The following is a 24,055-nucleotide window of genomic DNA, read 5'->3' as shown; positions in this document are numbered from 1 at the left end:
GCTGGGGCTTGTCTCAATACTGGAAACGATTAACCGGCTTAGCCGCATAACCTGAACCGCCGTATACGGAACCGTATGTACGGTGGTGTGAGAGGACGGCGGTTGTGAAACCGCCTCCTACTCGATCCGTCATTTCAGCAGTTGTTGAAACTCCTCCAGCGGCAACGGCCGACTGTGCAGGTACCCTTGATACAAATGGCAGTCGAGCCCCTGCAAAAACTCAAGCTGCTCTGGCGTTTCCACGCCTTCGGCGATCACTTCCAGCTCCAGGCTGCGGGCCATGGCGACGATGGCGCGGATGATTTCGGCGTCGTTGGGGTCGCTGGTGGCGTCGCGGATGAACGACTGGTCGATTTTCAGGGTGTCGACAGGCAGGCGCTTGAGGTAGGTCAGTGACGAGTACCCGGTGCCGAAATCGTCCATCGCAAAGCTGACGCCGAGCTTTTTCAGGCGACGCATCTTGATGATGGTGTCTTCCAGGTTCTGGATCACGATGCCTTCGGTGATTTCCAGCTTCAGCAATGAGCAGGGCAGGTCGTGGCTGGCCAGGCTTTGTTCGATGCGCTCGACGAAGTCGTTCTGACGGAACTGTCGCGGGCTGATGTTGACGCAGAGGCTGAAGTTCAGCGGGTCGATTTTGCCGTTGGCGATCAGTTGTTTGAAGGCCAGGCACGCTTCATCGAGGATCCAGGTGCCGACCTCGAGAATCAACCCGCTGTCCTCCAGGACTTTGATGAACTCGTTGGGTGACTGCGCGCCCAGTTGGGGGTGGTTCCAGCGTACCAGCGCCTCGGCGCCGACGATGCGCCCGTCGCGGGCGTCGATCTGGGATTGGTAGTGCACGCGAAACTCGCCCCGGGACAGTGCCAGGCGCAGGTCGGTTTCCATGCGCAACCGTTCACTGGCGGCCTTTTGCATGGTGTTGTGGTACATCTGCGTGGTGTTGCGCCCCGAATCCTTGGCGCGGTAGAGGGCAATGTCCGCGCGCTTGAGCAGGTCGGTGGGCGTGGAACCGTGGTCGGGAATCAATGCTATGCCAATGCTCGGCGTGACTTGCAGGCGCTGGCCGTCGAGGAACATCGGTTCCGACAGCAGTTCGCGCAAGGTGTCGGCCAGTTCCCGGACCTGATCGCTGACTTCGCTGCGCGAACCCTCCAGACCGCTGAGCAGGACCACGAACTCATCCCCGCCCAGCCGTGCCACGGTGTCTTCCATGCGCACGCTGGCTTCCAGGCGTGCGGTGATGATCTTCAGCACGGTATCGCCCACGGGATGGCCGAGGGAGTCATTGATGTGCTTGAAGTGGTCCAGATCGAGAAACATCAGGGCGCCGCGCAGGTTATGGCGCTTGAGCAGGGCGATCTGCTGGCTCAGTCGATCCATCAGCAGCGCCCGGTTGGGCAGGTTGGTCAGGGGGTCGTGGTAGGCCAGGTGGCGGATCTGCGCTTCGGCGTTCTTCAGCAGGCTGACGTCCCGGGCGGTCAACAGCAGGCACGCCGTCTCGTTGAGGGTGATCGGTTCCACCGAGACTTCTACCGTCAGCAGTTCGCCGCGTTTGTTGCGCCCGAGCATTTCCAGATGGTGAACCCGGCCCTTGAGTTGCAACTCCGACAGTAGGGCAGAGCGCTGCTTCTCTTCGGCCCAGATGCCCACCTGATACACGGTTTTGCCGACCACTTCGTCAGCACGATAGCCGGTCAGGCGGCAGAATCCGTCGTTGACCTCCAGATAGCGTCCGGTGTCGCGCTCGGAGATGGTGATGGCGTCGGGGCTTGAGTGAAACGCTTTGGCGAACTTCTCTTCGCTGGCCTTGAGCGCGGCTTCCGAGCGTTGCTGCTGGGTGATGTCGCGCAGGGTGGTGACGATGCAGGGTTGGTCGCCGACGCTGATCTGGCGGCTGGAGATCACGCAGGTCAGGGCCTGCCCGTACTTGTGGCGGACGATGATCGCGACATTGTTCAGGCCCTGCTCGCGGATCACCTGCTCGATCCGTTGCAGGCTTTTCGATGACGCATCCCACAGGCCAAGGTCGTCGCCGCTGCGGCCAATCACCTCGGCGGCACTCCAGCCGAAGGTCTGGGTGAAGCTGGAGTTGATTTCGATGAACTGGCCGCTGTCCTGGCGGGTGACACAGATCGGGTCGGGGCTGACCTGGAACAGGGTGGCGAATTTTTCTTCGGAGGTCACCAGCCGTTGTTCACGCTCAACCTGGTCGGTGATGTCCAGCAGCGTGCCGGCCATGCGCAGCGGGAGGCCGCTCTCGTCTCGGTACAGTCGGGCGCGGCTTTCCAGGTAGCGCGAACTGCCGTCCGATAATTGCACGCGATAGGTCAATTGGTAATTGCCCGCCGGTCCCTCACGCAGGCTGCGGTAGGCGTCGCGCATGCTGCCACGCTCTTCGTCGGGCACACCCTCGAAAAAATCATCGAAGGACTCATGGAACGGCTTGGCGTCCAGCCCGTGCAACTGGGCCGCCCGCGCCGAGCCATAGAGCATGCCGCTGGGAATGTGCCAGTCCCAGGTGCCCAACTGGGCCGAGTCCAGGGCCAGGTCCAGGCGCTCCTGGCTGTCTTTGAGCGCCTGTTCGGCGACTTTTCGTTCCGTGGTGTCGAGAAAGGTGCTGAGCAGGAAGGGCTGGCCTTCGAGCTCGACCTTCTGTGCGCTGAGGATGCCGTCATGGACCTGGCCATTGCTGGCGCGAAACTGCACCTCCATGCTGACCAGTTCGCCCTTGGCCTTGGTGGCCTTGACCAGCTTTGTCCGTTGCTCGGGGTGGACCCATAGGCCCAGCTCCAGGGTCGTGCGGCCAATGGCGTCCTGTACCGGCCAGCCGAACAGGCTTTCGAAATACTGGTTGGCTTCGGTGATCAGGCCGTCTTCCTGGCGGGTCAGCAGCACCATGTTGGGGCATAGGTGAAACAGCGTGGCGAAGCGCTTTTCCGAGCTGCTCAGGGCTTGTTCGCGCTGGCGCTGGTGGGTGATTTCGCGGATCACGCCGATCATGCGTGGCCGGCCGTGCTTGTCCGGCAGCAGGCTGCCGCTGATCTCCAGCCAATGCAGGGTGCCATCTGGCCAGCGGATGCGATGGTGCATCGCCTGCTCCAGCGGGGCGCCCGCGATCACCGCATGGAAGGCGCGCAGGGCTTTTGCCCGATCCTCGGGAGGGAGAAGGTCCAGGTATTCCAGGTCCGTGGGCAGTGGTTGCCGTGGATCGAAACCGAACAGCGCCTGGGTGCCCCGGGACCAACTGATCTGCCCGCGCTCGATGTCCCAGTACCAGGCGCCCAGGCGAGCGCCGTTGAGGGCGGCCAGCAACTGCGGTGCGCTTTCCCAGCTCTGCTCCGAGGTGTGAGGGTCCAGCGCCTGTATACGCGGCATCGGCGGTGTGTGTGGGCGTGGGCGGTCAACAGATTTGGGCATTGGCTACAGGCCTTGGGCTGAATTGGGCATTCGGCAGTGGGGTTTGCAGCCTTAAAGGATTAGCACAAGTCAGCCGTGAGTCCCTGGCAAATCGATTTGTGCGTCCAGCAAGGCCATGAAAGCCCGTGCCGCATTCGATAGCGTCCGTTCGGTGTGCACGATATAGCCTAGCTCGCGACTGAGCTGTATGCCCGGTAAAGGTATGCGCGCCACCTGATCATCGAGCATGGTGCGCGGCAAGACGCTCCAGGCAAGGCCGATGGAGACCATCATTTTGATGGTTTCCAGGTAGTTAGTGCTCATGGCGATGTTTGGCGTGAGGCCCTGGGTTTCGAACAGGCGCTGGACGATGTGATGGGTAAAGGTATTGCCGCCGGGAAATACCGCGGGGTGGCGCGCGATATCGGCCAACGTGACCGCGCCATTGCTGATCAGCGAGTGTTCGGGGGCCGCCACGAAGTCCAGGGGGTCGTCCCACACGGGCGTGGCCTTGACCAGCGAATGAGGCTCTGGCGCCAGGGTGATGACCGCCAGCTCGGCGCGACCATGAAGAATTTCCTCATAGGCCACTTCCGAGTCGAGGAACTGAATATCCAGTGCCACCTCGGGGTAGAGGCGGGTGAACGCCCTTAATAAAGGTGGCAGGCGGTGCAGGCCGATGTGATGGCTTGTGGCCAGTGTCAGGCGCCCGCTGACTTCGCCGGTCAGGTTGGTCAGCGCCCGGCGGGTGTCGTCCAGCACGTTGAGTATCTGGTAGGCGCGCGGCAGCAAGGCACGTCCGGCCTCGGTCAGGCTGACTTCGCGACCCAGCCGATCGAACAGGCGCACGTTGAGTTGTTGTTCCAGCCCGGCGATTCGCTTGCTGATGGCCGGCTGGGTCAGATGCAGGCGCTCACCGGCGCCCGAGAAGCTGCCCGTCTCGGCAATGGCGATAAAAGCATTGAGGTTGGCCAGGTCCATTTCTTGTATTCCAGTTGGTTATCCAAAGCATAAAAAATATGAATTTGAGTTATTTAATGTAACCCCATAGGATCGACCTCACAAGCCACGGGGTTATTGAGTCACTTCAACCCCAGGGGCCTGTACGGCGAAGTGCTCCAGCGGCACTTGCCACGCAGGCCTCCCCGGCATAGAAACAAGCTGATGAGGAAACGTCTGATGGCCGGCAAAACGCTCTACGACAAGCTCTGGGATTCGCATTTGGTCAAGCAGCGCGACGATGGTTCGGCGCTGATCTATATCGATCGTCACATCATTCACGAAGTGACCTCGCCGCAAGCCTTTGAAGGTCTGCGCCTGGCCGGGCGCAAGCCTTGGCGCATCGATGCCAACATCGCGACCCCGGACCACAACGTACCGACGACGCCGGAGCGCAAGGGTGGCATCAACGCCATCGTCGACCAGGTGTCGCGCCTGCAGGTTCAGACCCTCGATGACAACTGCGACGAATACGGCATCGTCGAATTCAAGATGAACGACGTGCGCCAGGGGATTGTCCATGTCATCGGCCCGGAGCAGGGTGCAACCTTGCCGGGCATGACCGTGGTCTGCGGTGACTCCCATACCTCGACCCATGGCGCGTTTGGTGCCCTGGCCCACGGTATCGGCACCTCCGAGGTCGAGCACGTGCTCGCCACCCAGTGCCTGGTCGCCAAGAAAATGAAGAACATGCGGGTAGAGGTCGAGGGCAAGCTGCCGTTCGGCGTGACTGCCAAGGACATCGTTCTCGCGGTGATCGGCAAGATCGGCACCGCTGGTGGCAATGGCCATGCGATCGAGTTCGCCGGTAGCGCCATTCGTGACTTGTCGGTCGAAGGCCGCATGACCATCTGCAACATGTCCATTGAAGCCGGTGCCCGTGTGGGCCTGGTCGCGGCGGACGAGAAGACCGTGGCCTACGTCAAGGGTCGTCCGTTCGCCCCGAAAGGCGCTGAGTGGGATCTGGCTGTCGAAGCCTGGAAAGACCTGGTGTCCGATGCGGACGCGAAGTTCGACACTATCGTTGAACTCGATGCTGCACAGATCAAGCCGCAAGTCAGCTGGGGCACTTCCCCGGAAATGGTTCTCGCCGTCGATCAGAACGTGCCGGACCCGGCTAAAGAGATGGATCTGGTCAAGCGCGACTCCATCGTCCGCGCCTTGAAATACATGGGTTTGACCGCCAATCAGGCGATCACCGACATTCAACTGGACCGCGTGTTCATCGGCTCCTGCACCAACTCGCGAATCGAAGATTTGCGCGCTGCCGCCGTGATCGCCAAGGGCCGCAAAGTGGCATCGACCATCAAGCAGGCCATCGTGGTGCCGGGCTCGGGCCTGGTGAAGGCGCAGGCGGAATCGGAAGGCCTGGACAAGATTTTCCTCGAGGCCGGTTTTGAATGGCGTGAACCAGGCTGCTCGATGTGCCTGGCGATGAACCCGGACCGTTTGGAGTCCGGCGAGCATTGCGCCTCGACCTCCAACCGTAACTTCGAAGGCCGTCAGGGCGCCGGTGGACGTACCCACCTCGTCAGCCCGGCCATGGCAGCCGCCGCAGCCGTCAACGGTCGTTTCATCGATGTCCGTGAATTGATCCAGGGAGCGCAGTAACCATGAGAGCCTTTACCCAGCACACAGGTCTTGTCGCGCCTTTGGATCGTGCCAACGTCGACACCGACCAGATCATCCCCAAGCAGTTCCTCAAATCGATCAAGCGCACCGGTTTTGGCCCGAACCTGTTCGACGAGTGGCGCTACCTGGACGTGGGTCAGCCGTACCAGGACAACTCCAGGCGCCCGCTGAACAAGGACTTCGTACTCAACGCCGAGCGTTACCAGGGCGCCAGCGTGTTGCTGGCCCGCGAGAACTTCGGTTGCGGCTCCAGCCGTGAGCACGCGCCGTGGGCCCTGGAAGAGTACGGTTTCCGCAGCATCATCGCGCCGAGCTACGCCGACATCTTCTTCAACAACAGTTTTAAGAACGGCTTGCTGCCGATCATTCTCAGCGACGAGGAAGTCGACGAACTGTTCCAGCAAGTGGAGGCGACTCCTGGTTACCAGTTGCAGGTCGATTTGCAGGCCCAGACGGTGACCCGTCCTGACGGCAAGGTGTTGAGCTTCGAGATTGATGCGTTCCGCAAGCACTGCCTGCTCAACGGCCTGGACGATATCGGCCTGACCTTGCAGGACGGCGAGGCGATTGCTGCGTTTGAAGCCAAGCATCGCGCGAGCCAGCCTTGGTTGTTTCGCGACGCTTAATTAACCGGACGTGTAACCCACTGTAGGAGCGAGCTTGCTCGCGAAAGACTCAAGGACGCTGCGTTCCTTCAGGATCCCAGCATCATCGTTGACGACCTTCGCGAGCAAGCTCGCTCCTACAGATAATCACCAGGCTGTCCAATCAGGGAAGTCATCATGACAAACACCGCCCATACCCAAGTCGTACAAAAGCAATTCGGTGAACAGGCTTCGGCCTACCTGAGCAGCGCTGTACACGCTCAAGGCACTGAATTTGCGCTGCTACAGGCCGAGCTGGCGGGGCAGGGTGAAGCCCGGGTGCTGGACCTGGGTTGTGGCGCCGGTCATGTCAGTTTTCATGTGGCCTCGCTGGTCAAGGAAGTGGTGGCCTACGACTTGTCGCAACAGATGCTCGACGTGGTGGCCGGTGCTGCCGTTGATCGCGGCCTGGGCAACGTGACCACCGTGCTGGGGGCCGCCGAACGGCTGCCATTCGCCGATGGCGAGTTCGATTTCGTGTTCAGCCGCTATTCGGCGCACCACTGGAGCGACCTCGGCCTGGCCCTGCGCGAAGTGCGCCGGGTATTGAAGCCGGGCGGGGTGGCGGCGTTCATCGATGTGTTGTCACCGGGCGCACCATTGCTCGACACTTACCTGCAAAGCGTCGAGGTACTGCGCGACACCAGCCACGTGCGTGATTATTCCGCCGGCGAGTGGTTGCGCCAGGTCAGCGAGGCGGGGTTGCAGACCCGCAGTACCACGCGCCAGCGGTTGCGCCTGGAGTACAGCAGCTGGGTCGAGCGCATGCGCACGCCAGCGGTGATGCGTGCGGCGATCCGGGAGTTGCAGCAGTCGATGGGCAACGAAGTACGTGAATATTTTGAGATTGAGGCCGATGGTTCGTTCAGTACCGATGTGCTGGTACTGTGGGCCGAACGCTAGAATTTTTCCGGGTGCACCCGTGGGTGCGCCGACTGATGACATGAGGAACGCATGAGCAAGCAGATTCTGATTCTCCCAGGTGACGGTATTGGCCCGGAAATCATGGCCGAAGCGGTCAAGGTGCTGGAGCTGGCCAATGACAAGTTCGCCCTGGACTTCGAATTGAGCCACGACGTCATCGGTGGCGCCGCCATCGACCGGCACGGCGTGCCATTGGCCGACGAAACCCTGGAGCGTGCCCGTGCGGCCGATGCCGTGTTGCTGGGTGCCGTGGGCGGCCCGAAATGGGACGCTATCGAGCGGGATATCCGTCCTGAGCGTGGCCTGCTGAAGATTCGTGCGCAACTGGGGCTGTTCGGCAACCTGCGTCCGGCAATCCTGTACCCGCAACTGGCCGAGGCTTCCAGCCTGAGGCCGGAAATCGTCGCCGGCCTGGACATCCTGATCGTCCGTGAACTGACCGGCGGTATCTACTTCGGCGCGCCACGCGGCACCCGCACCCTGGAAAACGGTGAGCGCCAGTCGTACGACACCCTGCCGTACAGCGAAAGCGAAATCCGTCGCATCGCCCGGGTCGGCTTCGACATGGCCATGGTGCGCGGCAAGAAGCTCTGCTCGGTGGACAAGGCCAACGTCCTGGCCTCCAGTCAGCTGTGGCGCGAAGTGGTCGAGCAAGTGGCCAAGGATTACCCCGAGGTCGAGCTGAGCCACATGTACGTCGACAACGCCGCCATGCAACTGGTGCGCGCGCCGAAGCAATTCGACGTGATCGTCACCGACAACATGTTCGGCGACATCCTGTCCGACCAGGCATCGATGCTCACCGGCTCCATCGGCATGCTGCCGTCGGCCTCGCTGGATACCCACAACAAAGGCATGTACGAGCCGTGCCATGGTTCGGCGCCGGACATTGCAGGCCTGGGCATTGCCAACCCGCTGGCGACCATTCTGTCGGTATCGATGATGCTGCGTTACAGCTTCAACCAGCAGGCCGCCGCTGACGCCATCGAGCAAGCCGTGAGCGTGGTCCTGGATCAGGGCCTGCGCACCGGTGACATCTGGTCGGCCGGTTGCACTAAAGTCGGAACGCAGGAAATGGGCGACGCAGTAGTCGCCGCGCTGCGGAATCTGTAATCTCTCGGGCCCCGCTTGTTGCTGATGCCGGCAAGCGAGCCCACTTTTTGTAAAAGGTGTAGTTGCGATGAAACGTGTAGGTCTGATCGGTTGGCGCGGTATGGTCGGTTCCGTGCTCATGCAGCGGATGCTGGAAGAGCAGGATTTCGATCTCATTGAGCCGGTGTTTTTCACCACTTCCAATGTCGGTGGCCAAGGTCCGTCCGTGGGCAAGGACATTGCTCCGCTCAAAGACGCTTACAGCATTGAAGAGCTCAAGACCCTCGACGTGATTCTGACCTGCCAGGGTGGCGACTACACCAGTGAAGTGTTCCCCAAGCTGCGTGAAGCCGGCTGGCAGGGTTACTGGATCGATGCCGCGTCCAGCCTGCGTATGCAGGATGACGCCGTCATCGTGCTGGACCCGGTCAACCGCAAGGTCATCGACCAGCAGCTGGACGCGGGCACCAAGAACTACATCGGCGGCAACTGCACGGTCAGCCTGATGCTGATGGGCCTGGGTGGCCTGTTCGAAGCCGGTCTGGTGGAGTGGATGAGCGCCATGACCTATCAGGCAGCCTCGGGTGCCGGCGCGCAGAACATGCGTGAGCTGATCAAGCAGATGGGCGCGACCCATGCCGCTGTCGCCGATCAACTGGCCGACCCGGCCAGCGCCATCCTCGACATCGACCGTCGTGTTGCCGAAGCCATGCGCAGCGACGCCTACCCGACCGAAAACTTCGGCGTACCGCTGGCGGGCAGCCTGATCCCCTGGATCGACAAGGAACTGCCGAACGGCCAGAGCCGCGAAGAGTGGAAGGCCCAAGCCGAGACCAACAAGATTCTCGGGCGCTTCAAGAGCCCAATCCCGGTGGACGGCATCTGTGTGCGTATCGGCGCCATGCGCTGCCACAGCCAGGCGCTGACCATCAAGCTGAACAAAGACGTGCCGATCGCCGATATCGAAGGTCTGATCAGCCAGCACAACCCTTGGGTCAAGCTGGTGCCGAACAGCCGCGACATCAGCATGCAGGAGCTGAGTCCGACCAAGGTCACCGGTACCCTGAACGTACCGGTTGGCCGTCTGCGCAAGCTGAACATGGGGACCCAGTACCTCGGTGCCTTCACCGTCGGCGACCAACTGCTGTGGGGCGCGGCCGAGCCGCTGCGTCGCATGTTGCGGATCCTGCTGGAACGTTGATCGGTTGATGCCGTGAAAGAACCCGTGCCTTGAAAGAGGTGCGGGTTTTTTTATGAGCGTTGTGTCGTCAGTCAAGTCGCCATCACGAGCAGGCACAGGCACGACAAATCCCCGGCGCAATTGCCTGCATGCCAGTCACCCGGTAAAGTGCCGCTCCCCCCGTTTCGCCTGAGGTAGAACCATGAGCCAGTCCTTTGATATCGCCGTTGTCGGCGCCACCGGTACTGTTGGCGAAACCCTCGTTCAGATTCTCGAAGAGCGTGATTTTCCGGTTGCCAACCTGCACCTGCTGGCGAGCAGCGAGTCGGCTGGGCATTCGGTGATGTTCCGCAGCAAGAACGTGCGGGTGCGGGAGGTCGACGAGTTTGATTTCAGCAAGGTGCAACTGGTGTTCTTTGCCGCCGGGCCGGCGGTCACCCTGAGCTTTGCCCCGCGAGCGACGGCCGCGGGTTGCGCGCTGATCGACTTGTCCGGTGCCTTGCCAGCCGACCAGGCGCCACAGGTGGTACCGGAAGCCAATGCCCAGGTGCTGGCCGGGCTGAAAAAGCCGTTTCAGGTCAGCAGCCCAAGCGCCTCGGCGACCACCCTGGCCGTGGTCCTGGCAGCGTTGCGTGATCAGCTCGATGTGCAGCGCATCGCCGTAACCGCCAGTCTGGCTGTTTCAGCCCAGGGCCGCGAGGCGGTGACCGAACTGGCCCGGCAGACTGCCGAGCTGCTGAACGCCCGCCCGCTGGAACCGCGCTTCTTCGATCGGCAGATGGCGTTCAACCTGCTGGCACAGGTCGGCACGCCGGATGCCCAAGGCCATACGCTGCTGGAAAAACGCCTGGTTCGAGAGTTGCGTGAAGTCATGGCGCAGCCAGCCTTGAAGATTTCCGCGACCTGCGTTCAAGCTCCGGTGTTTTTTGGCGATAGCTATACCGTGACCCTGGTTTCGGCCAAGACGGTCGACCTGGCTGCAGTCAACGCCGCACTGGAGGCGGCGCCGGGTATCGAGTTGGTGGAGGCGGGTGATTACCCGACGCCGGTCGGTGATGCGGTCGGCCAGGACGTGGTTTACGTTGGTCGGGTTCGCGGCGGCGTCGACGATCCGGCGGAACTTAATCTGTGGCTGACGTCAGATAACGTACGCAAAGGCACCGCGCTCAACGCAGTGCAGGTGGCCGAGTTGTTGATAAAAGACCTTGTGTAAAAGATACTTGGCAACAATTTGCAGAATGATTCTAGCTGAACGCTATGCTATGAGGCGGGCCGCCATGCGGGGCCTGCAAGGGCGTGAGTGAAATAATCGCGCGCAGACTCCTCCGAGTCCTGTGCGCCATGCCTTACGGCAGCAGCATTAAACACCTTCTCGCTGGCCGAGGAATGTTCAAACAAAGGATGAGGCTATGGTTCAAGTTCGCAAACTGGTGTTAGCAATAGCGGCCGCCTCGGCGCTGTCCTCCGGTATGGCGCATGCCCTTGGGCTTGGGGAACTGACCCTCAAGTCGACCCTGAACCAGCCGTTGGTGGCCGAGATCGAGTTGCTCGATGTCAAGGACCTCACGGCGGCCGAAGTGGCACCAAGCCTGGCCTCGGCCGATGACTTCGCCAAGGCCGGCGTGGACCGCCAGGCGTTCCTCAATGACCTGACATTCACGACTGTGCTCAACCCTGGCGGTAAAAGCATCCTGCGGGTGACGTCCAGCCAGCCGCTGTCCGAGCCCATGGTGAAGTTCCTGGTTCAGGTGATGTGGCCGAACGGCCGTCTGCTGCGTGACTACAGCGTGCTGCTCGACCCTTCCAAGTTCTCGCCGCAAACCGCTGAAGCCGCGGCGCAAACGGCGCCAGCGGTCAACGCGCCGGTTACCGGGGCGACGGCGCAACACACCACGGCGCCGCGCGACACCCTGTGGGAGATTGCCGCGAAGGCGCGCAATGGCGCTTCGATCCAGCAAACCATGCTGGCGATCCAGGCGTTGAACCCCGATGCCTTTATCGATGGCAACATCAACCGCTTGAAAACCGGTCAGGTCTTGCGCCTGCCGGACGCTGGGCAAAGCACTGGCCTGCCGCAAGCGCAAGCCATTGCTGAAGTGGCCGCGCAGAACGCCGCCTGGCGCCAGGGGCGACGCTACGTGCCGCGGACCCAGGCGCAGCAACTGGACGCCAGCGGTCGCGGGCGTAATAGCGCGCTGGCCCAGGGTGCTGCCAAGGATAACCTGAGCCTGGTCTCGGCCGAGTCCGGCAAAAACCGTGGCAAGGGCCCGGCCGGCGATAGCCAGGCCATCGGCAACAAGCTGGCAGTAGCACAGGAAAGCCTCGACACGGCCCGTCGTGACAACGCCGAGCTGAACAGCCGCATGACCGACTTGCAAAGCCAGCTGGACAAGCTTCAGCGCCTGATCGAGCTGAAAAACAATCAACTGGCCAAGCTGCAGGCAGAAGCGGGGCATGCTGGCGCGACCCTGTCTTCAGAGACGATGCCGGCCGAGTTGGTTGAGCCTGCCGCGACCTTGGCTACAGAATCTCCCGAGACGGCTGCTGCGACGCCATCGGCAGACCCGGCCGCCGCGCCTGCGGCCAACGATGAACAGAAGTACGACGAGTTGCTGGCCAGTCCGGCGCTGATGGGGCTGGTCGGTGGCGGGGCGGTCGTGCTGGCCTTGCTGCTGTTGCTGCTGGCGCGTCGTCGCAAGGCTCAGCAGGAATCCGAAAAGCACCGGCGGATGGCGAAGGCGCTGGCTGAAGAGTCGGATTTCTCCGAGGACCTCGATCTGCCGGAAAGCAGCTTCGAGGGCCTTGAAGTTGCGCCGCCCGCCGTCAAGCTGGCTCCAGCTCCAGCTCCAGCTCCAGCTCCAGCGGCTGAGCCGGTGGTGGTGGCGCCGGTCGTGATGACCACGCCAATTGCTGCGCCCCTGGTGTCGCCTGCCGCCGAACGCTCGGACGATGTGCTGATGCACGCGCAGTCGCACATCGATGCCGGGCGTCTGAACCAGGCGGTCAACCTGCTGGAAGAAGGCGTCAAGCAAGAGCCGCAACGCAGCGAGCTGCGCCTCAAGTTGATGGAAGTCTATGCTCAGCAGGGCGATCGCGATGCGTTTGTCGCGCAAGAGCGCCAGTTGGTTGCCAATGGTAAGAACTACGCAGAGGTCGAGCAGCTCAAAAGTCGCTTCCCGGCCATGCTTGCCATAGCGGCAGTGGGTGGCATTGCCGCCGCTGCTGCGGCGGCCGAGCTGGATGCCCAGTACGTCAAGGAGTTGCTGCTGGATGAGCCTGAGGTTCCAGCTCCAGCACCCGAAGTTGCTGCGCCAGAGGAAGATTTCGATAGTGCATTCGACCTCAGTCTGGATGAGCTGGAGGCGGTATCGCCTGAACAGCTCGCCGCCGAGCCTGTCGCCGAGCTGGAAGCATTCCCGCTGGACGATGACCTGAGTTTTGAGCCGGTATCGCAGCAGGCTCAAGAGCCGGAGGGGCTGGGCGATCTGGCGGACTTCGATCTCGACCTGGGTGCGGACCTGCCGGAGTCGACCTTGTCCGAGGATGAGTCCCTGCTCAGCCTCGACGATGAGCCGCCGGCACAGCAGACGCCTGAGGTGGTCGACGTGACGCTGGATGACCTGGAGTTGCCGGCCGATTTCGACCTGTCCCTGGCCGATGAAATGGATTCGTCCGCCAAGCCGGATGACTTCATTGCTGACCTGGATGATGTGCACGCCGAGTTGGATCGCTTCTCGCAAGAGCTGGAGCATCCGCCCATCGTTGAGCCCACCTTCACCGCTGAGGATGCGGCGCTGGCGGCGGACAGCGATGAGTCGGAGCTTGACTTCCTCTCGGGTACCGATGAAGTCGCCACCAAGCTGGATCTGGCCCAGGCGTACATCGACATGGGTGATAACGATGGTGCGCGGGACATCCTCGGCGAGGTACTCAGCGAGGGCAATGACGGCCAGAAGAGCGAAGCCAGGGAAATGCTCGCTCGCCTGGCTTGATTGACCTGGCATGACAAAAACGGCAGCCCATGATGGCTGCCGTTTTTGTTTTATGTGTCCCGTCCTGAATAAGGTTCACACCTGTTTCAGGGCTAGACAATGCCCTGGTCGCCACACCTGCGGATACTCCAGCAAGCGGCTCCTCTCCAGGTGCTTACTCGCGGCGCCGGGTTGAACAAAAAATACCGCGAACATGGCGTCCCGGGCGCGGGGCCTTATAATGCCCGCCTTTGCGTACATCAGCAGGCTGTCACTCCTTGGCAAATATAGATAATCCGGCCGCCGAAATGGCGGCCGAGGGCTTTTTCCGGATCGCGTTGGGCGTTGAATACAAGGGCTCGCGGTACCGCGGCTGGCAGCGTCAGGCCTCCGGCGTGGCCACCGTGCAGCAAACCCTTGAAATGGCCCTGTCCAAGGTCGCGGATTCGCCCGTTTCCGTGCATTGCGCGGGGCGCACCGATGCGGGCGTGCACGCCTGCGGCCAGGTGGTGCATTTCGACACCCAGGTCGACCGGTCGTTGAAGGCCTGGGTCATGGGGGCCAATATCAACTTGCCCCACGATATCAGCGTCAGTTGGGCCAAGGTCATGCCGGCGCACTTTCATGCGCGCTTCAAGGCCATCGCCCGGCGTTATCGGTACGTGATCTACAACGACCAGATTCGTCCGGCGCACCTCAACGAAGAGGTGACCTGGAACCACCGGCCGCTGGATGTGCAGCGCATGGCCGAGGCGGCGCAGCACCTGCTCGGCACTCACGACTTCAGCGCCTTTCGCGCGGGGCAGTGCCAGGCCAAGTCGCCGATCAAGGAAATCCATCACCTGCGGGTCACCCAGCACGGCAAGATGATCGTGCTGGATATCCGTGCCAGCGCATTCCTGCACCACATGGTGCGCAATATTGCCGGTGTACTGATGACCATCGGTGCCGGTGAGCGTCCGGTGGAGTGGGCCAAGGAGGTGCTGGAAAGCCGGGCCCGGCGTGCCGGCGGTGTCACGGCCCACCCGTTCGGGCTGTACCTGGTGCAGGTCGAGTATCGTGATGAGTTCCAGCTGCCGGAGCGTTACGTCGGGCCGCACTTCCTGACCGGTTTCTCGGAACTTGACGGCTGACGCCCTCGAACGCATTTGCTACCATCCGGGACTTTCCCGGATTTGCCCTGAGGTTCCAACGACATGCCAGCCGTTCGCAGCAAAATCTGTGGGATTACCCGCATTGAAGATGCGTTGGCGGCCGTCGAGGCCGGGGCCGATGCGCTTGGCTTTGTGTTCTATGCCAACAGTCCGCGGGCGGTGACGGTCCAGCAGGCGCGGGCGATTATTGCAGCGTTGCCGCCGTTCGTGACCACCGTGGGCCTGTTCGTCAATGCCAGTCGTTGCGAGCTCGGTGAAATACTCGATGCAGTGCCGCTGGACCTGTTGCAGTTCCACGGTGATGAAACCCTGGCCGATTGCGAAGGCTGGCACCGGCCGTATATCAAGGCCTTGCGTGTCAAGGCCGGGGACGATATCGCCGCCGCCTGCCTCGCGTATCCGAGTGCCAGCGGGATTCTGCTGGATACCTATGTCGAAGGGGTTCCCGGTGGAACCGGCGAAGCCTTCGACTGGTCCTTGATTCCGCAGGGCTTGAACAAGCCGATTATCCTGGCCGGTGGGCTGACGCCGGACAACGTCGCCGGGGCCATTGCCCGGGTCCAGCCCTATGCGGTGGACGTCAGCGGCGGGGTAGAGCAGGGCAAGGGCATCAAGGATCACGCAAAGATTCGCGCCTTTGTGCAGGCAGTGCGCAGTAGCGCGTCGTCGATGTGACGGCTGGCAGTCTGCCGCCGTCCACTGCATGGTACAAACATGCGCTGCACGAAAGCAGGCAGGTGCCACCTCCGGGTGGACCAAAACCGAAGTGACAACCGCCCTGCGCAGGTTGTCGGGATGGCTGAGGATGGAAGCGTTGCAGGCAGGTCCTGGCCCTGTGTCGACCGCGGCAGCGAACCGATCATCGCCGCACACATGAATTTAGCTCAAGGGCATACGCGGGGCCGCGAACCAGAGCGTTCGGGCCGCCGGTACTGGAGAAAGAAAGCATGAGCAACTGGTTGGTAGACAAACTGATCCCTTCGATCATGCGTTCCGAGGTCAAGAAGAGCTCGGTGCCTGAAGGTCTGTGGCACAAGTGCCCGTCCTGCGAGGCGGTGCTGTATCGTCCGGAGCTGGAAAAGACCCTGGACGTTTGCCCCAAGTGCAACCACCACATGCGCATCGGTGCGCGTGCGCGGATCGACATCTTCCTCGACGCCGAAGGCCGTGCCGAACTGGGTGCCGACCTGGAGCCGGTTGACCGTCTGAAGTTCCGTGATGGCAAGAAGTACAAGGACCGCCTGACCGCTGCCCAGAAGCAGACCGGTGAAAAGGACGCCCTGATTTCCATGAGCGGCACCCTGCTGGGCATGCCGGTAGTGGTGTCGGCGTTCGAATTCTCCTTCATGGGTGGTTCGATGGGTGCCATCGTTGGCGAGCGTTTCGTGCGTGCGGCCAACTACGCCCTGGAAAACCGTTGCCCGATGATCTGCTTCGCCGCTTCCGGCGGTGCGCGGATGCAGGAAGCCCTGATCTCCCTGATGCAGATGGCCAAGACCTCTGCGGTGCTGGCGCGTTTGCGCGAAGAAGGCATTCCGTTCATCTCGGTGCTGACCGACCCGGTTTACGGCGGTGTTTCCGCCAGCCTGGCGATGCTCGGCGACGTGATTGTCGGTGAGCCAAAGGCCCTGATCGGCTTTGCCGGCCCGCGTGTTATCGAGCAGACCGTGCGTGAAAAGCTGCCGGAAGGTTTCCAGCGCAGCGAATTTCTGCTGGAGCATGGTGCGATCGACATGATCATCGCGCGTCACGAGTTGCGTCCACGCCTGGGTAATCTGCTGGCGCAACTGATGGGGCTGCCGACGCCTGAGTTCGTGGCGGCGCCCGTCGAGACCGTGGTGGTTCCGCCGGTGCCTGCCAACCTATGACCGAGCGTACCCTTGGCGAGTGGCTCGCCTACCTTGAGCAGTTGCATCCGTCAGCCATCGACATGGGGCTTGCGCGCTCGCAAGAGGTAGCGTCCCGGATGGGATTGGGCAAGCCGGCGCCTCGGGTGGTCACGGTCACCGGCACCAACGGCAAGGGTTCTACCTGTGCGTTCGTGGCGTCATTGTTGCGCGCGCAGGGCTTGAGCGTTGGTGTCTACAACTCCCCGCACCTGCTGCATTACAACGAGCGGGTGCAGATCAATGGCGTTCAGGCCACTGACGAACAATTGTGCGAAGCCTTCGTGGCGGTCGAGGCCGGTCGCGGCGAGATCTCCCTGACCTATTTCGAAATGGGTACCCTGGCGGCGTTCTGGCTGTTCCAGCAGTCGGGCCTGGATGCGGTGGTGCTGGAAGTCGGTCTTGGCGGTCGTCTGGATACGGTCAACCTGGTGGATGCCGACATCGCGCTGGTCACCAGCATCGGCGTCGACCATGCGGATTACCTGGGCGATACCCGCGAATCCGTGGCCTTCGAAAAGGCCGGTATCTTCCGCCAGGGCGCACCGGCGCTGTGCGGCGATCTCAATCCTCCCCAACCCTTGCTGGACAAAGCACGCGAGCTTAATTGCCGGTTCTTGCTGCGTGGTCGTGATTTCGACCTGGGCGTGACCGATCACGGCTGGCAGTGGCGGGGTGTCGACGGGCAAGGTCGGGAGATCGAGTTGCACGACCTGCCCTTGCTCGACTTGCCCATGGAAAACGCCGCGCTGGCGTTGCAGGCTTATGCGCTGTCGGGCCTGCCTTGGGTTCCCGGGCAAATAGTCGCGGCGCTGCAGGCCACGAAAGTCGTCGGGCGTCTGGATCGCCGCCAGTTCAGCTGGCATGGCAAGCGCCTGAACCTGATGCTGGACGTGGGGCATAACCCCCATGCGGCCGAGTACCTGGCGCAGCGCCTGACCGCTCGTCCGGTGGCGGGTCGACGCCTGGCCGTCTTCGGGTTGCTGGCCGACAAGGATCTTGATGGTGTGGTTGGCCAGTTGAGTGCTAGTGTCCAGCATTGGGCGGTCGCCCCGCTTGATTCGCCTCGCGCGCGTCCGGTTGCGGATTTACAGGTTGCGTTGCAGAACCTCGGGGCTGCGGTAACATCCTATGCCAGTGTGGCGGATGCCCTGGAGGGGCAAAGCGCGCAGGCGACGGCGGAAGACGAAATCCTGCTGTTCGGATCATTTTATTGTGTTGCCGAGGCCCTCGAGTGGCTGGCCCGGCGCTCCACGGAGGAGGCTGCAGATGGCTTTGCTGGATAACGCGTACAAGCAGCGGATGGTCGGGGCCCTGGTGCTGGTGGCTCTGGCAGTGATTTTCCTGCCAATGCTGTTTTCCCGGGAGGACGAGCAGCGCCAGGTGGTGGTAGAGGCCCCGGCTGCGCCGCAGGCGCCCACCCTGCCGCAAGTTCAGGTCGAACCAGTGGTGGTTCCGGATCCGCAGGCGCTGCCCCAGGAGCCGGTGCCGAGCGATGCTGAAATAGCCATGGAGCAAGTACCTGCCACGCCGACGACGGCACCTGCAGCCAGTGCACCGAGCACGCCCGTTGCGCCACCCCCGGTTGCCGCCAAGCCGGTAGCACCAGCGCCTGCGCCCAAGCCTGCACCTGCGCCAGTCACCGCGCCCGTCAGCAAGCCTGCCGCCACCCAGGCTCGGGTCGATGCCAATGGCTTGTCGGTCAGTTGGTCGGTGCAACTGGCCAGCCTGTCGAGCCGTGAAAGTGCCGAAAGCTTGCAGAAAACCCTGCGTAGCCAGGGCTACAACGCTTATATCCGTACGGCTGACGGTAAGAACCGGGTGTTTGTCGGGCCGTTGATCGAGCGCGCCGAAGCCGATCGTCTGCGTGACCTGCTGGGTCGCCAGCATAATCTCAAGGGTTTTGTGGTGCGTTTCCAGCCGGAGCGCGGCTAAGGCTATCGCCTCAATTTGAAATCCACTGAAAATCGCAGCTTACCGGCAGCCATGGGCTCTGCTAAAATGCGCCGCCTTATCCGTCTGTAGGCTGCACTGTGCCATTTACCTGGGTTGACTGGGCGATCGTTGCAACAATCGCCATCTCCGCTTTGATCAGTCTGAGCCGCGGCTTCGTAAAAGAAGCACTGTCGCTGGTGACCTGGATCATCGCAGGAGCCGTTGCCTGGATGTTTGGTGGCTCACTGTCCGAGTACCTCGTCGGTTATATCGAAACACCGTCGGCCCGCGTGATCGCGGGCTGTGCCATCCTGTTCGTCGCCACCCTGGTGGTCGGCGCCATGGTCAATTATCTTATCGGCGAACTGATTCGCGTCACCGGCCTCTCCGGGACCGATCGCTTCCTGGGCATGGCCTTCGGCGCGGCGCGTGGCGCGTTGCTGGTGGTCACCGCCGTCGGGCTGTTGAGCCTGGGGCCGGTACAGCAGGATTCATGGTGGCAGGAGTCGAGGCTCGTGCCACAATTTCTATTGGTTGCAGACTGGTCCAAAAACCTCATATTAGGGTGGAGCAGTCAGTGGCTGGCCAGCGGTATCAGCGTACCCGCTGAAATACCGTTCAAGGAGCACCTCTTGCCGACGGCCAAAACGCCGCAGTGAGTCGTGTTCAGTTCAGTTTCATTAAGTAGGGGTTGCGTCGCATGTGTGGCATCGTCGGTATCGTCGGTAAGTCGAACGTCAATCAGGCGCTGTATGACGCGCTAACCGTCCTCCAGCACCGCGGCCAGGACGCTGCCGGTATCGTGACCAGCCATGATGGCCGGTTATTCCTGCGCAAGGACAATGGCCTGGTACGTGACGTGTTTCATCAGCGTCATATGCAGCGCCTCGTCGGCCACATGGGCATTGGCCATGTGCGCTATCCGACCGCTGGCAGCTCGACTTCGGCCGAAGCTCAACCGTTTTACGTCAACTCGCCTTACGGCATCACCCTGGCGCACAACGGTAACCTGACCAACGTTGAACAGCTGGCCAAGGAGATTTACGAATCTGACCTGCGCCACGTCAACACCAGCTCCGACTCGGAAGTGCTGCTTAACGTGTTCGCCCACGAACTGGCCCAGCGCGGCAAGTTACAGCCGACCGAAGAAGACGTATTCGCCGCCGTCACCGACGTGCACAACCGTTGCGTCGGTGGTTACGCCGTCGTGGCGATGGTCACCGGCTACGGCATCGTCGGTTTCCGCGACCCGCACGGCATCCGCCCGATCGTCTTCGGCCAGCGTCACACCGACGAAGGCGTGGAGTACATGATCGCCTCCGAAAGCGTGTCCCTGGACGTGCTGGGATTCACCCTGATTCGCGACCTGGCCCCAGGCGAAGCGGTCTACATCACTGAAGACGGCAAGCTGCACACCCGTCAGTGTGCGACCAATCCGTCCCTGACCCCGTGCATCTTCGAACACGTTTACCTGGCGCGTCCAGACTCGATCATCGACGGCGTATCGGTCTACAAGGCTCGCCTGCGCATGGGTGAGAAACTGGCCGAGAAGATCCTGCGCGAGCGTCCGGATCACGACATCGACGTGGTTATCCCGATTCCCGATACCAGCCGTACCGCGGCACTGGAACTGGCCAACCACCTGGGCGTGAAGTTCCGCGAAGGTTTCGTCAAGAACCGCTACATCGGCCGGACCTTCATCATGCCGGGCCAGGCCGCACGGAAAAAATCCGTACGCCAGAAGCTCAATGCCATCGAGCTGGAATTTCGCGGCAAGAACGTCATGCTGGTGGACGACTCGATCGTGCGCGGCACGACTTGCAAGCAGATCATCCAGATGGCGCGCGAAGCCGGCGCCAAGAACGTCTACTTCTGCTCCGCGGCCCCTGCCGTACGTTACCCGAACGTTTACGGCATCGACATGCCGAGCGCCCATGAACTGATCGCCCACAATCGTTCGACTCAGGACGTGGCTGACCTGATCGGCGCCGACTGGCTGATCTATCAGGACCTGCCTGACCTGATCGAAGCGGTTGGTGGCGGCAAGATCAAGATCGAGCACTTCGATTGCGCCGTGTTCGACGGCAAGTACGTTACCGGCGACGTTGACGAGGCTTACCTGAACAAGATCGAGCAGGCACGTAACGATGCCTCCAAGGTCAAGACGCAGGCTGTCAGTGCGATCATCGATCTGTACAACAACTGAGTTTCCACCGGCCCTGAGGGGCCGGTTTTGTATCTGTCAAAGACGGTTTATCTATCAAGAACGGGGCAAGGAGTGACAGCATGAGTCAGGATTGGGATGCCGGTCGGCTGGACAGCGACCTCGATGGCGTAGCGTTCGATACCCTGGCCGTACGTGCCGGCCAGCACCGCACGCCCGAAGGCGAACACGGTGATCCGATGTTCTTCACTTCAAGCTATGTGTTCCGTACCGCGGCCGATGCGGCGGCGCGTTTCGCGGGCGAAGTACCAGGCAACGTTTACTCGCGCTACACCAACCCGACCGTTCGTGCGTTTGAAGAGCGCATTGCCGCTCTGGAAGGCGCGGAGCAGGCCGTGGCGACCGCCACTGGCATGGCGGCGATCCTCGCCGTGGTGATGAGCCTGTGCAGTGCCGGCGACCATGTACTGGTGTCGCGCAGCGTATTTGGCTCGACCATCAGCCTGTTCGAAAAGTACTTCAAGCGTTTTGGCATCGAAGTCGATTACGTGCCGCTGGCGGACCTGTCCGGCTGGGATGCCGCGATCAAGGCCAACACCAAATTGCTGTTCGTCGAGTCGCCGTCCAACCCGTTGGCCGAGTTGGTGGATATCGCCGCGCTGTCTGAAGTGGCCCATGGCAAGGGCGCGATGCTGGTGGTCGACAACTGCTTCTGTACGCCTGCCTTGCAGCAACCCCTGAAGCTCGGCGCGGACGTGGTGGTGCATTCGGCCACCAAGTTCATCGACGGTCAGGGCCGTTGCATGGGTGGCGTGGTGGCGGGTCGTAGCGAGCAGATGAAAGAAATCGTCGGCTTCCTGCGTACCGCGGGCCCAACCTTGAGCCCGTTCAACGCCTGGATCTTCCTCAAGGGCCTGGAAACCCTGAGCCTGCGCATGAAGGCGCATTGTGCCAATGCCCAGCAACTGGCTGAGTGGCTGGAGCAGCAGGACGGCATCGAGAAGGTTCACTACGCCGGCCTCAAGAGCCATCCACAGCACGAACTGGCGTTGCGCCAGCAGAAAGGCTTTGGGGCGGTGGTGAGTTTTGAAGTCAAGGGCGGCAAAGAGGGCGCTTGGCGCTTTATCGATGCGACCCGCCTGATTTCCATCACTGCCAACCTGGGTGACAGCAAGACCACCATCACCCATCCGAGCACCACCTCCCATGGGCGCCTGGCGCCGCAGGAGCGTGAGGCTGCCGGTATTCGCGACAGCTTGATCCGGATCGCGGTCGGCCTGGAAGACGTGGCCGACCTGCAAGCGGATCTGGCGCGCGGGCTGGCTGCCTTGTGATCGAGTTGTCCACGTCTGTCGGTGCTACCAACGGTCGGGTCGCCCTGGTCACGGGTGCGGCACGGGGTATCGGCCTGGGGATTGCCGCCTGGTTGATCAGCGAAGGCTGGCAGGTGGTGCTGACCGATCTCGATCGTGAGCGGGGCTCCAGGGTGGCCAAGGTGCTGGGTGAACACGCGTGGTTCATCGCCATGGATGTGTCCGATGAGCAGCAAGTGACCCTGGGCGTTGCCGAGGTGCTTGGGCAATTCGGTCGTCTCGATGCGCTGGTGTGCAACGCGGCGGTCGCCGACCCTCGCAACATCACCCTGGAAAGCCTTGACCTGGGGTACTGGAACCGGGTGCTGGCGGTCAACCTCAGTGGGCCGATGCTGCTGGCCAAGCACTGTGCGCCCTATCTGCGGGCTCACGGCGGTTCCATCGTCAACCTGGCCTCGACCCGTGCGGGTCAGTCGGAACCGGACACCGAAGCCTACGCGGCGAGCAAGGGCGGTTTACTGGCCCTGACTCACGCGCTGGCCATCAGCTTGGGGCCGGAGATTCGGGTCAACGCAGTCAGTCCGGGCTGGATCGATGCCCGTGACCCTGCTGCCCGGCGTGCCGAGCCGCTAAGTGACGCCGATCACGCCCAGCATCCGGCGGGCAGGGTAGGGACGGTCGAAGACGTTGCGGCGATGGTGGCCTGGTTGCTGTCCAGGAATGCCGGGTTCGTCACGGGCCAGGAGTTTGTGGTCGACGGTGGCATGACCAAGAAGATGGTCTATCAGCAGTGAGAGGCAGCTTTAAGCTACAAGCTACAAGCGGCAAGTAAAAGCCGTTCAGTGTTGGGCCTGTCTGCGCGGCACGGCTTTTGACTTGTAGCTTGCCGCTTGAAGCTGTTTTTGAAAAAAATCCAATCCTGCTATTGACTTAGCTTCGGTATCTGCGTAAATTTCGCGGCCTCGGAGAAGCAAACGGGTGATTAGCTCAGCTGGGAGAGCGTCTGCCTTACAAGCAGAATGTCGGCGGTTCGATCCCGTCATCACCCACCACTTCTTGAGACTCTTGCGAAAGCAGGAGGGAAGCTGAAAAGCCTCCACCGACGCGCAGCGGTAGTTCAGTCGGTTAGAATACCGGCCTGTCACGCCGGGGGTCGCGGGTTCGAGTCCCGTCCGCTGCGCCATATTTTCCGAATCAGGTTTTCCTGGTTCGAGATTGAAAAGCTTCGAAGCTTGGCAATCAGACGAGTTAATTGGGCGAAAGTCCAAAGCGATACGCAGCGGTAGTTCAGTCGGTTAGAATACCGGCCTGTCACGCCGGGGGTCGCGGGTTCGAGTCCCGTCCGCTGCGCCATATCTGCCTCAAGGCCCACTGAACGCCTTGGAGCTACGAAGAAAGCCACTGGCAAAGCCAGTATCTACTTCGCGTCGATAGCAAAGACCCTGGTCGAAAGACCGGGGTTTTTTGTTTCTGGCATTTCACTTTTGTCGTGCGCGAATTCACCGACGCTTGATCATATGTCGGCCTGTCCCCGGCGATGCCTGGACCTTGTTCTATTCTCAAAGGTACACCTTCAGCTCAGGAGGAGGGTCCATGGCCACTGAAAAGCAGCATGAACATGACGACGATGGCGACGAGGAGCGGCCGGATGAGGCCACCCCGCAAGAGAATCCGCCACCGCAAACCTGGAAACACCCGGATGATGGAAAAAGCCTGTCGGACCTCGACGAGGAATGGCCGCTGAAACCCTGAGTCCATTGCG

The 24,055-nt window shown here is 61.8% G+C and carries 19 protein-coding genes and 3 tRNA genes; 20 read left to right on the top strand and 2 right to left on the bottom strand.

All coding sequences use genetic code 11. The features are described 5' to 3' along the window. Positions 1 to 129: 129 nt before the first annotated feature. Together CKW29_RS15060 and CKW29_RS15055 are read right to left on the bottom strand one after the other, a co-directional pair. On the bottom strand, positions 130 to 3,420 hold the full coding sequence (locus CKW29_RS15060; RefSeq protein ID WP_095148776.1) for a PAS domain S-box protein: 3,291 nt from the start codon (positions 3,418 to 3,420) through the stop codon (positions 130 to 132). Positions 3,421 to 3,489: 69 nt separating this feature from the next. Continuing rightward, entirely contained in the window at positions 3,490 to 4,380 is an 891-nt protein-coding gene (locus CKW29_RS15055; protein ID WP_095146328.1) for a LysR family transcriptional regulator, read from the bottom strand. A 198-nt stretch (positions 4,381 to 4,578) separates the two neighbouring features. Here CKW29_RS15055 and leuC point away from each other — a divergent pair, with 198 nt between their 5' ends. The 20 genes from leuC (at position 4,579) to CKW29_RS25800 (ending at position 24,045) form a co-directional block, all read left to right on the top strand. Beyond that, on the top strand, positions 4,579 to 6,009 hold the full coding sequence (gene leuC / locus CKW29_RS15050) for a 3-isopropylmalate dehydratase large subunit (RefSeq protein WP_095148775.1): 1,431 nt from the start codon (positions 4,579 to 4,581) through the stop codon (positions 6,007 to 6,009). A gap of 2 nt (positions 6,010 to 6,011) precedes the next feature. Next, complete coding sequence (gene leuD, locus CKW29_RS15045; protein WP_095146330.1) at positions 6,012 to 6,656, top strand: 3-isopropylmalate dehydratase small subunit; 645 nt, start codon at positions 6,012 to 6,014, stop codon at positions 6,654 to 6,656. A gap of 156 nt (positions 6,657 to 6,812) precedes the next feature. Next, positions 6,813 to 7,577, top strand: a complete 765-nt coding sequence (locus CKW29_RS15040; protein ID WP_095146331.1) for a class I SAM-dependent methyltransferase — start codon at positions 6,813 to 6,815, stop codon at positions 7,575 to 7,577. A gap of 51 nt (positions 7,578 to 7,628) precedes the next feature. Continuing rightward, on the top strand, positions 7,629 to 8,711 hold the full coding sequence (leuB, locus tag CKW29_RS15035; protein WP_095148774.1) for a 3-isopropylmalate dehydrogenase: 1,083 nt from the start codon (positions 7,629 to 7,631) through the stop codon (positions 8,709 to 8,711). Positions 8,712 to 8,778: 67 nt separating this feature from the next. Further along, positions 8,779 to 9,891 (top strand): aspartate-semialdehyde dehydrogenase, encoded by a 1,113-nt coding sequence (asd, locus tag CKW29_RS15030; protein ID WP_095146332.1) that lies wholly within the window; start codon positions 8,779 to 8,781, stop codon positions 9,889 to 9,891. Between the two features lie 181 nt (positions 9,892 to 10,072). After that, positions 10,073 to 11,083 carry an aspartate-semialdehyde dehydrogenase gene (locus CKW29_RS15025; RefSeq protein WP_095148773.1) on the top strand — a complete coding sequence of 337 codons (1,011 nt, stop codon included), beginning with the start codon at positions 10,073 to 10,075 and terminating at the stop codon, positions 11,081 to 11,083. Between the two features lie 196 nt (positions 11,084 to 11,279). After that, a complete protein-coding gene (locus tag CKW29_RS15020) occupies positions 11,280 to 13,862 on the top strand; it encodes a FimV/HubP family polar landmark protein (protein WP_095148772.1) in 2,583 nt (860 codons plus the stop codon). Positions 13,863 to 14,149: 287 nt separating this feature from the next. Further along, the gene (truA, locus tag CKW29_RS15015; RefSeq protein WP_095146335.1) at positions 14,150 to 14,974 is read left to right on the top strand and encodes a tRNA pseudouridine(38-40) synthase TruA; all 825 of its coding nucleotides are present in this window, start codon (positions 14,150 to 14,152) and stop codon (positions 14,972 to 14,974) included. Positions 14,975 to 15,037: 63 nt separating this feature from the next. Next, on the top strand, positions 15,038 to 15,670 hold the full coding sequence (locus CKW29_RS15010; RefSeq protein ID WP_095146336.1) for a phosphoribosylanthranilate isomerase: 633 nt from the start codon (positions 15,038 to 15,040) through the stop codon (positions 15,668 to 15,670). Positions 15,671 to 15,942: 272 nt separating this feature from the next. Then, a complete protein-coding gene (gene accD / locus CKW29_RS15005; protein WP_095083030.1) occupies positions 15,943 to 16,863 on the top strand; it encodes an acetyl-CoA carboxylase, carboxyltransferase subunit beta in 921 nt (306 codons plus the stop codon). After that, a complete protein-coding gene (folC, locus tag CKW29_RS15000; protein WP_095148771.1) occupies positions 16,860 to 18,167 on the top strand; it encodes a bifunctional tetrahydrofolate synthase/dihydrofolate synthase in 1,308 nt (435 codons plus the stop codon). The genes accD and folC overlap by 4 nt, the downstream gene beginning before the upstream one ends. Next, complete coding sequence (locus tag CKW29_RS14995) at positions 18,151 to 18,816, top strand: SPOR domain-containing protein (RefSeq protein ID WP_095146338.1); 666 nt, start codon at positions 18,151 to 18,153, stop codon at positions 18,814 to 18,816. Before folC ends, CKW29_RS14995 begins: the two co-directional genes overlap by 17 nt. 98 nt (positions 18,817 to 18,914) lie before the next feature. Further along, positions 18,915 to 19,475 (top strand): CvpA family protein, encoded by a 561-nt coding sequence (locus tag CKW29_RS14990; RefSeq protein ID WP_095146339.1) that lies wholly within the window; start codon positions 18,915 to 18,917, stop codon positions 19,473 to 19,475. Between the two features lie 41 nt (positions 19,476 to 19,516). Continuing rightward, positions 19,517 to 21,022: an amidophosphoribosyltransferase gene (purF, locus tag CKW29_RS14985; protein ID WP_095146340.1), complete on the top strand. Its 1,506-nt coding sequence runs from the start codon at positions 19,517 to 19,519 to the stop codon at positions 21,020 to 21,022. Positions 21,023 to 21,102: 80 nt separating this feature from the next. Next, entirely contained in the window at positions 21,103 to 22,314 is a 1,212-nt protein-coding gene (locus CKW29_RS14980) for an O-succinylhomoserine sulfhydrylase (RefSeq protein WP_095083040.1), read from the top strand. Next, positions 22,311 to 23,087, top strand: a complete 777-nt coding sequence (locus CKW29_RS14975; RefSeq protein ID WP_095146341.1) for an SDR family oxidoreductase — start codon at positions 22,311 to 22,313, stop codon at positions 23,085 to 23,087. The genes CKW29_RS14980 and CKW29_RS14975 overlap by 4 nt, the downstream gene beginning before the upstream one ends. Positions 23,088 to 23,269: 182 nt before the next feature. Next, positions 23,270 to 23,345, top strand: a tRNA-Val gene (locus tag CKW29_RS14970). Positions 23,346 to 23,399: 54 nt separating this feature from the next. Further along, positions 23,400 to 23,476: transfer RNA gene (locus CKW29_RS14965), tRNA-Asp, on the top strand. Between the two features lie 93 nt (positions 23,477 to 23,569). Next, a tRNA-Asp gene (locus CKW29_RS14960) sits at positions 23,570 to 23,646 on the top strand. Between the two features lie 240 nt (positions 23,647 to 23,886). Next, positions 23,887 to 24,045 carry a hypothetical protein gene (locus CKW29_RS25800; protein ID WP_176465336.1) on the top strand — a complete coding sequence of 53 codons (159 nt, stop codon included), beginning with the start codon at positions 23,887 to 23,889 and terminating at the stop codon, positions 24,043 to 24,045. Positions 24,046 to 24,055: the final 10 nt, after the last annotated feature.

It is taken from the genome of Pseudomonas sp. Irchel s3a18, assembly GCF_900187535.1.
Classification (GTDB): Bacteria; Pseudomonadota; Gammaproteobacteria; order Pseudomonadales; family Pseudomonadaceae; genus Aquipseudomonas.
This window is presented reverse-complemented; position numbering and strand designations above follow the sequence as displayed.

Bases quoted from the DNA above. Each gene is read 5' to 3' on its own strand.
- asd (WP_095146332.1), top strand. From the start codon at position 8,779: ATGAAACGTGTAGGTCTGATCGGTTGGCGCGGTATGGTCGGTTCCGTG.
- accD (WP_095083030.1), top strand. From the start codon at position 15,943: ATGAGCAACTGGTTGGTAGACAAACTGATCCCTTCGATCATGCGTTCC.
- purF (WP_095146340.1), top strand. From the start codon at position 19,517: ATGTGTGGCATCGTCGGTATCGTCGGTAAGTCGAACGTCAATCAGGCG.
- CKW29_RS14980 (WP_095083040.1), top strand. From the start codon at position 21,103: ATGAGTCAGGATTGGGATGCCGGTCGGCTGGACAGCGACCTCGATGGC.
- CKW29_RS15025 (WP_095148773.1), top strand. From the start codon at position 10,073: ATGAGCCAGTCCTTTGATATCGCCGTTGTCGGCGCCACCGGTACTGTT.
- CKW29_RS14995 (WP_095146338.1), top strand. From the start codon at position 18,151: ATGGCTTTGCTGGATAACGCGTACAAGCAGCGGATGGTCGGGGCCCTG.
- CKW29_RS15060 (WP_095148776.1), bottom strand. From the start codon at position 3,420: ATGCCCAAATCTGTTGACCGCCCACGCCCACACACACCGCCGATGCCG.
- leuD (WP_095146330.1), top strand. From the start codon at position 6,012: ATGAGAGCCTTTACCCAGCACACAGGTCTTGTCGCGCCTTTGGATCGT.
- truA (WP_095146335.1), top strand. From the start codon at position 14,150: ATGGCGGCCGAGGGCTTTTTCCGGATCGCGTTGGGCGTTGAATACAAG.
- CKW29_RS25800 (WP_176465336.1), top strand. From the start codon at position 23,887: ATGGCCACTGAAAAGCAGCATGAACATGACGACGATGGCGACGAGGAG.
- CKW29_RS15020 (WP_095148772.1), top strand. From the start codon at position 11,280: ATGGTTCAAGTTCGCAAACTGGTGTTAGCAATAGCGGCCGCCTCGGCG.
- CKW29_RS15040 (WP_095146331.1), top strand. From the start codon at position 6,813: ATGACAAACACCGCCCATACCCAAGTCGTACAAAAGCAATTCGGTGAA.
- CKW29_RS15055 (WP_095146328.1), bottom strand. From the start codon at position 4,380: ATGGACCTGGCCAACCTCAATGCTTTTATCGCCATTGCCGAGACGGGC.
- leuC (WP_095148775.1), top strand. From the start codon at position 4,579: ATGGCCGGCAAAACGCTCTACGACAAGCTCTGGGATTCGCATTTGGTC.
- CKW29_RS15010 (WP_095146336.1), top strand. From the start codon at position 15,038: ATGCCAGCCGTTCGCAGCAAAATCTGTGGGATTACCCGCATTGAAGAT.
- folC (WP_095148771.1), top strand. From the start codon at position 16,860: ATGACCGAGCGTACCCTTGGCGAGTGGCTCGCCTACCTTGAGCAGTTG.
- leuB (WP_095148774.1), top strand. From the start codon at position 7,629: ATGAGCAAGCAGATTCTGATTCTCCCAGGTGACGGTATTGGCCCGGAA.